Annotated in this window: 5 protein-coding genes; 2 read left to right on the forward strand and 3 right to left on the reverse strand. The window is 40.3% G+C overall.

The window, feature by feature from the left end:
* Positions 1-179 precede the first annotated feature (179 nt).
* Positions 180-1397: an HhoA/HhoB/HtrA family serine endopeptidase gene (locus AN486_RS26085; protein ID WP_053539655.1), complete on the forward strand. Its 1218-nt coding sequence runs from the start codon at positions 180-182 to the stop codon at positions 1395-1397.
* Positions 1398-1844: 447 nt separating this feature from the next.
* Here the strand turns inward: AN486_RS26085 and AN486_RS26090 are convergent, their stop codons facing one another.
* The 3 genes from AN486_RS26090 to ispD all read right to left on the reverse strand — a co-directional run bounded on the left by AN486_RS26090 (position 1845) and on the right by ispD (position 3616).
* Positions 1845-2189, reverse strand: a complete 345-nt coding sequence (locus AN486_RS26090) for a DUF760 domain-containing protein (RefSeq protein ID WP_027401717.1) — start codon at positions 2187-2189, stop codon at positions 1845-1847.
* A 103-nt stretch (positions 2190-2292) separates the two neighbouring features.
* Positions 2293-2850, reverse strand: a complete 558-nt coding sequence (scpB, locus tag AN486_RS26095) for an SMC-Scp complex subunit ScpB (protein ID WP_053539654.1) — start codon at positions 2848-2850, stop codon at positions 2293-2295.
* Positions 2851-2935: 85 nt separating this feature from the next.
* Entirely contained in the window at positions 2936-3616 is a 681-nt protein-coding gene (gene ispD / locus AN486_RS26100; protein ID WP_190382745.1) for a 2-C-methyl-D-erythritol 4-phosphate cytidylyltransferase, read from the reverse strand.
* Between the two features lie 195 nt (positions 3617-3811).
* Between ispD and AN486_RS26105 the strand changes: the two genes are divergently transcribed.
* Positions 3812-4753, forward strand: coding sequence for a glycosyltransferase family 9 protein (locus tag AN486_RS26105; protein ID WP_053539653.1), 942 nt, complete (start codon positions 3812-3814; stop codon positions 4751-4753).
* Positions 4754-4925 lie beyond the last annotated feature (172 nt).

Genomic DNA, 4925 nt, shown 5'->3' on the forward strand with positions numbered 1-4925 from the left:
TCCCCCACCTCCCCTTCACCCGTCATTTTCGGGTTGACAGACTACTAGATATGATCCCCGAATATGCTGACAAATTTTTGATATTTATCGCTCAAATGATCTGTTCACTGAAGGTTTGCTTGATTACACTAAAGAGATAAGCTTTCATCTGTCCTTGAGTGCCATTATTCTTAATAATTATGAATGTATCTTGGAAGCAACTGGCTGTTTATCTAGGTTTGGTGGTAATTGGCTCTGGTGGTGGTGTATTTGTTAGTCGTTATTTTTGGACGCACAATCTTTCATTTCAAGAATTAAAAAATGTGGCAGTAACTTTACCTGCTGAATCTGCTGCTCCTCAACCTGTCAATGGCATACTTAACACTTCGGGAAGTGATAATATCAATTTTATCGCCACTGCTGTCGGCAGAGTTGGTCCTGCGGTTGTGCGAATTAATGCAATTCGTAAAGTATCAAATCCGATGACTGAAGCTCTCAAAAATCCCTTATTTCGCCATTTTTTTAAAGAGGATGAACAACCAATCCCCTCAGAAAAAGTTGAGCGAGGGACAGGTTCAGGATTTATACTGAGTGAGGATGGTAAGTTATTAACTAATGCTCATGTAGTGGCAGATACAGACACGGTTCAAGTTACCCTCAAAGATGGGCGGAGTTTTGAGGGGAAGGTGGTAGGGGTTGATACGGTGACAGATATAGCCGCAGTCAAAATTTCCGCCCACAAGTTGCCGATAGTCAAGTTAGGTAATTCACAAAATTTAATTCCTGGACAATGGGCGATCGCTATAGGCAATCCGTTAGGTTTAGATAATACTGTCACTATTGGCATTATCAGTGCCACGGACAGAACTAGCGCCCAAGTAGGCGTTCCTAATAAGCGCGTTAGTTTTATCCAAACAGATGCAGCTATTAATCCTGGCAATTCTGGTGGACCACTCTTAAATGCTCAAGGGCAAGTTATTGGCGTAAATACTGCTATCCGTGCTGATGCTCAAGGACTTGGTTTTGCTATCCCCATTGAAACCGCCTTTCGTGTAGCCAATGAACTATTTACCACAGGAGAAGTTGCTCACCCCTTTCTAGGAATTGAGATGATAGACATTTCCACAACCACAAAAGAGCGACTGAAAGCGGAAGATCAGCTAAACATTCAGCCAGACGTGGGAATTGTTATCAGAAAAGTTATGGAAAAATCACCCGCACAGATAGGAGGATTACTTCCTGGTGACGTGATTCAAAAAGTTAATGGTAAACAAATCAAAATTGCGGCTCAAGTCCAAAAGATAGTCGAATCGAGTAGTGTTGGAGACATTCTTACCATAGAAGTCAACCGCAATGGGAAAACTCAAATCTTTAAGGTTCGTTCGGGAAATTATAAGGGAAATGCCGAAAACCCTTGAAGATGTAGCTGACTTAGGAAGCTACATCTGTGCTTTAGACAAGGGATGAAGGCTAGAGGCTTTCCTTTATCCTGCATTAACATTAATTTAAAAATTTGAAATAACTTCAAATTTTAATCCATATTCGTGATACAGTTAAATTGTCAGCAAAGACATTAAAAACCTACCGGGGGACTCTCGGAAAGTTACGCTTGTCAGAGATGATTCTGCCGGTAATGGCAAACAGGATCAGGGCAGGAACCCAAATATTTAAGGAACCCTGCCTGAAGCTGGGATAACTGAGAGATATAGACTGAAACTCTCTATAGAATCCCCGCGTCTTTAGACCGGGGAGTGTCAACCTCAATAGCAGGGGACAGAGAACAGGAATAGGAAGCAGGGGGAGGGGAAGAAACTTTCTTTTTGTTCTTTGTTTTTGGTGAACTCCTGACTCCTGACTCCTGACTCCTATTGATTGGATAAATGTTCCAATTGCATTCTCTGTTCCATTTGGCGGAGAAAATAACCTGTCATCATTGCTGATGCTAGTATTCCCGCTAGATTTTCCCGGTCTGTTGTAATTTGCACATTAAAATGTTCTGTCGGTATCACTCCCACGAGTCCTTGGACATTCTGGGAAATGATTTGTTTAATTTCGGGGCTGACAGCTTGGGCTACACGGGCTAAAACTTCAGGAGATTGATGCTGTAAATATTTCAGTAATTGGTTTGGGTTGTCCCCAAAGCGATCATTCAGAAGTTGATTAGGGTGTTGCTCAGAGTCGTCTTGCAAAAAGTCAGGATCAAACACCATTGGCGATTTATATTAGCTTAACTGCTGATTTTACTCTAAACCATATTCATAGGGTAGCGCATTTTCTACAGAGAAAAGGGAATAGGGAATAGAGAAGGGTTTTTTAATTTTGAATTGTTCCCTCCTCTGCCTCTAATCCTTCTAACTCCAGTTCTAGTTGCTGTTCTTTGTCTGGAATTGCCAAAATTTGGGGTAGTTGTTCGATTTGAAAATACTGATGAAATTTTGGTGTTATTTGCAGAGAAAAGGAGCGAGAATCACTTTCTCGGCGTTTGCGGACGAAACCGGATTCTACTAATTCTTGAACGTGCTGATAAGCTCCTGAACCCCGTAAATTAATCAATTCACTTTGCAATATGGGATTATGGAGGGCGATCGCTGCTAATGTCCGTAATGCCCCAACTCCCAATTCTACTGGTATTATAGCTTGCACTAAATCATGAAATTCTGACCGCAGTTGTAAACTATAACCATGTTCAGTTTCTACGACTTCTAAAGCTGTGTCTTGACGGGAATAATTCTCAATTAGTTCGATAATTCCTTCTTCTGCTGCGAAGCGATCGCATTTCGCATATTCAGCAATTTCACTTAGTGATAAGGGTTTACCCTTTAAATAAAGAATCGCTTCTATTTTGCCTACTATAGGTATATTCTTGGGCATTCAGTATTTTAGATTTTAGATTTTGGATTTTAGATTTTAGAAAATTTTTCTCCCCCTGCTTGCCCCCTGCTGCCTGCTCCCCTGCTTATTCTCTATAACTAAGTATAAATTCTGCGATCGCCAAATCTTGAGGAGTAGTAATTTTCAAATTAGTCTCTTCCCCCGAAACTATCCTCACTTCAATACCGCATTTTTCAAACAAAGCCGCATCATCAGTCACTTCCCAACCTTGACGGACACCTTCAGCATGGCACTGTTTTAACAATTTGACATCGAACCCTTGGGGGGTTTGAGCCGCCCAAAGTTGTTTACGTTCTGGTGTACTTTTAATTATGCCATTGTCATCAACAACTTTAATGGTATCTTTAACAGGTACAGCCGCAATTAAACCAGAACAATTGAGAATTGCTTCAGAACAGGCATTAAATAAATCTGGTGTTGCCAAACAACGAGCGCCATCATGGATTAATACCTGTCCCGCATTACTTGGTAATGCCTGTAAGCCATTATAAACTGACTCTTGACGAGTAGAACCACCAGAAATTAATTCTATTGTTTTTTTTAGCTTTAATTCAGCGATAATAGACTTGAACTTGTCCCAATCTTGAGGTTGAGAAACAATTCCTATCCAACTAATAGAACTTGCGGCTTCTGCTGCCAACAAAGTCCAAGCAATCAATGGTTTTGAACGTACCTGTAATAAAAGTTTATTACGATCAGCGCCCATTCTTTTGCCACTTCCAGCAGCGGGAATTAGTAAATGCACAACTTTTCCTTGATCTTTAATTAAATAAATTCAGAATACCCATTTTTGAGAATAACTTCACTAGCAAAATTCAAAAACTCCTAACTTCTAACCCTTGGGCGCAGGCCTTGCGCCCCTACATCTTAAGATCGTGACTCATAATTCTCAATACCTATATTCTCCTAAAATATAAAACAATAAACGTTAATAAATATTATGCGTGTAGTAACCCTTGTACCTGGTTCAATTGATAACCAAATTCTTTTTTTTGCCACTCTTGATGATCTTAAGCGTTATTATCCCGACGCGCAGATAGATGTCATTGTCGAACCCCAGTCAAAGGCTGCTTACCGAGTAAGCAAGTCAGTTCATGATGTATTAACTTTTGACTACAAAGATCGTAATAGTTTGGCTGATTGGGGTAACTTAGTTGGCATGATCCGCGATCGTGAGTATGATGTCGCTATTATTGTTGGACAAAGTTGGTTAGTAGGCTTGCTAATGTGGTTAACAGGAATCCCCACACGCATTGGCTATCAAGGACAAGGTGCGGTTTTTCTCACTAATCACATTACACCCAACCTATCCCAATATGTGGCAAAAGTGTACCATGACCTACTCAAACCTTTAAAGATTAATACTCCTTGTCCACCACTATCAGTAAATGTGCCAAAAGTAGACATCGAATGGGCGCAAGGAGAACAAAAACGTTTAGGCGTAAGTGAATCAGGTTTTATTCTCATCAATGCTGGTGGATCTAATTTAGATACAACCTACCCTGTAGAAAGTTGGCAAAAAATCATTGCAGCTTGCCAAGAAAAACAACCAGATTTACCCGTTGTTGTCATTAAAGAAGCTGATAATGAGTCGTTTGTGCGTTCAATTTTAGAACATTGTCACAATATTAAAGTTACTTCCCCCGATGATATTGGCAAACTAACCGCCATCATTGGTGGCGCTAGTTTAATGTTGTCTGTAGAAAATAGTCTTCTGCAATTGAGTATAGCAGTAGAAACATATACAATAGCTTTGCTAAATTCTACGGACTCAGAAAAATTATTACCCACAAGTGAAAAAGTCTTAGCTATTACCTCACCCACTGGAAAACTAGCAGATATTGCGCCCCAAATAGTCTTAGAAAAAATTTGGGGAAGTTAACTATTATCAATTTTGGATTTTAGATTTTAGCTTAACCGACAGAAGCCCCACGACTGACCCGAAGGGCAGCGTGGGATGAATGGCGCGTGAATTAACGACAGTTTTTCGACCAAAGCGACAGCAAGGGAGAAAAACATGGAGGCAATTCACAAATCTTGTGTTATAGTGTTTT

It is taken from the genome of Anabaena sp. AL93, from assembly GCF_001672085.1.
Classification (GTDB): Bacteria; Cyanobacteriota; Cyanobacteriia; order Cyanobacteriales; family Nostocaceae; genus Dolichospermum; species Dolichospermum heterosporum.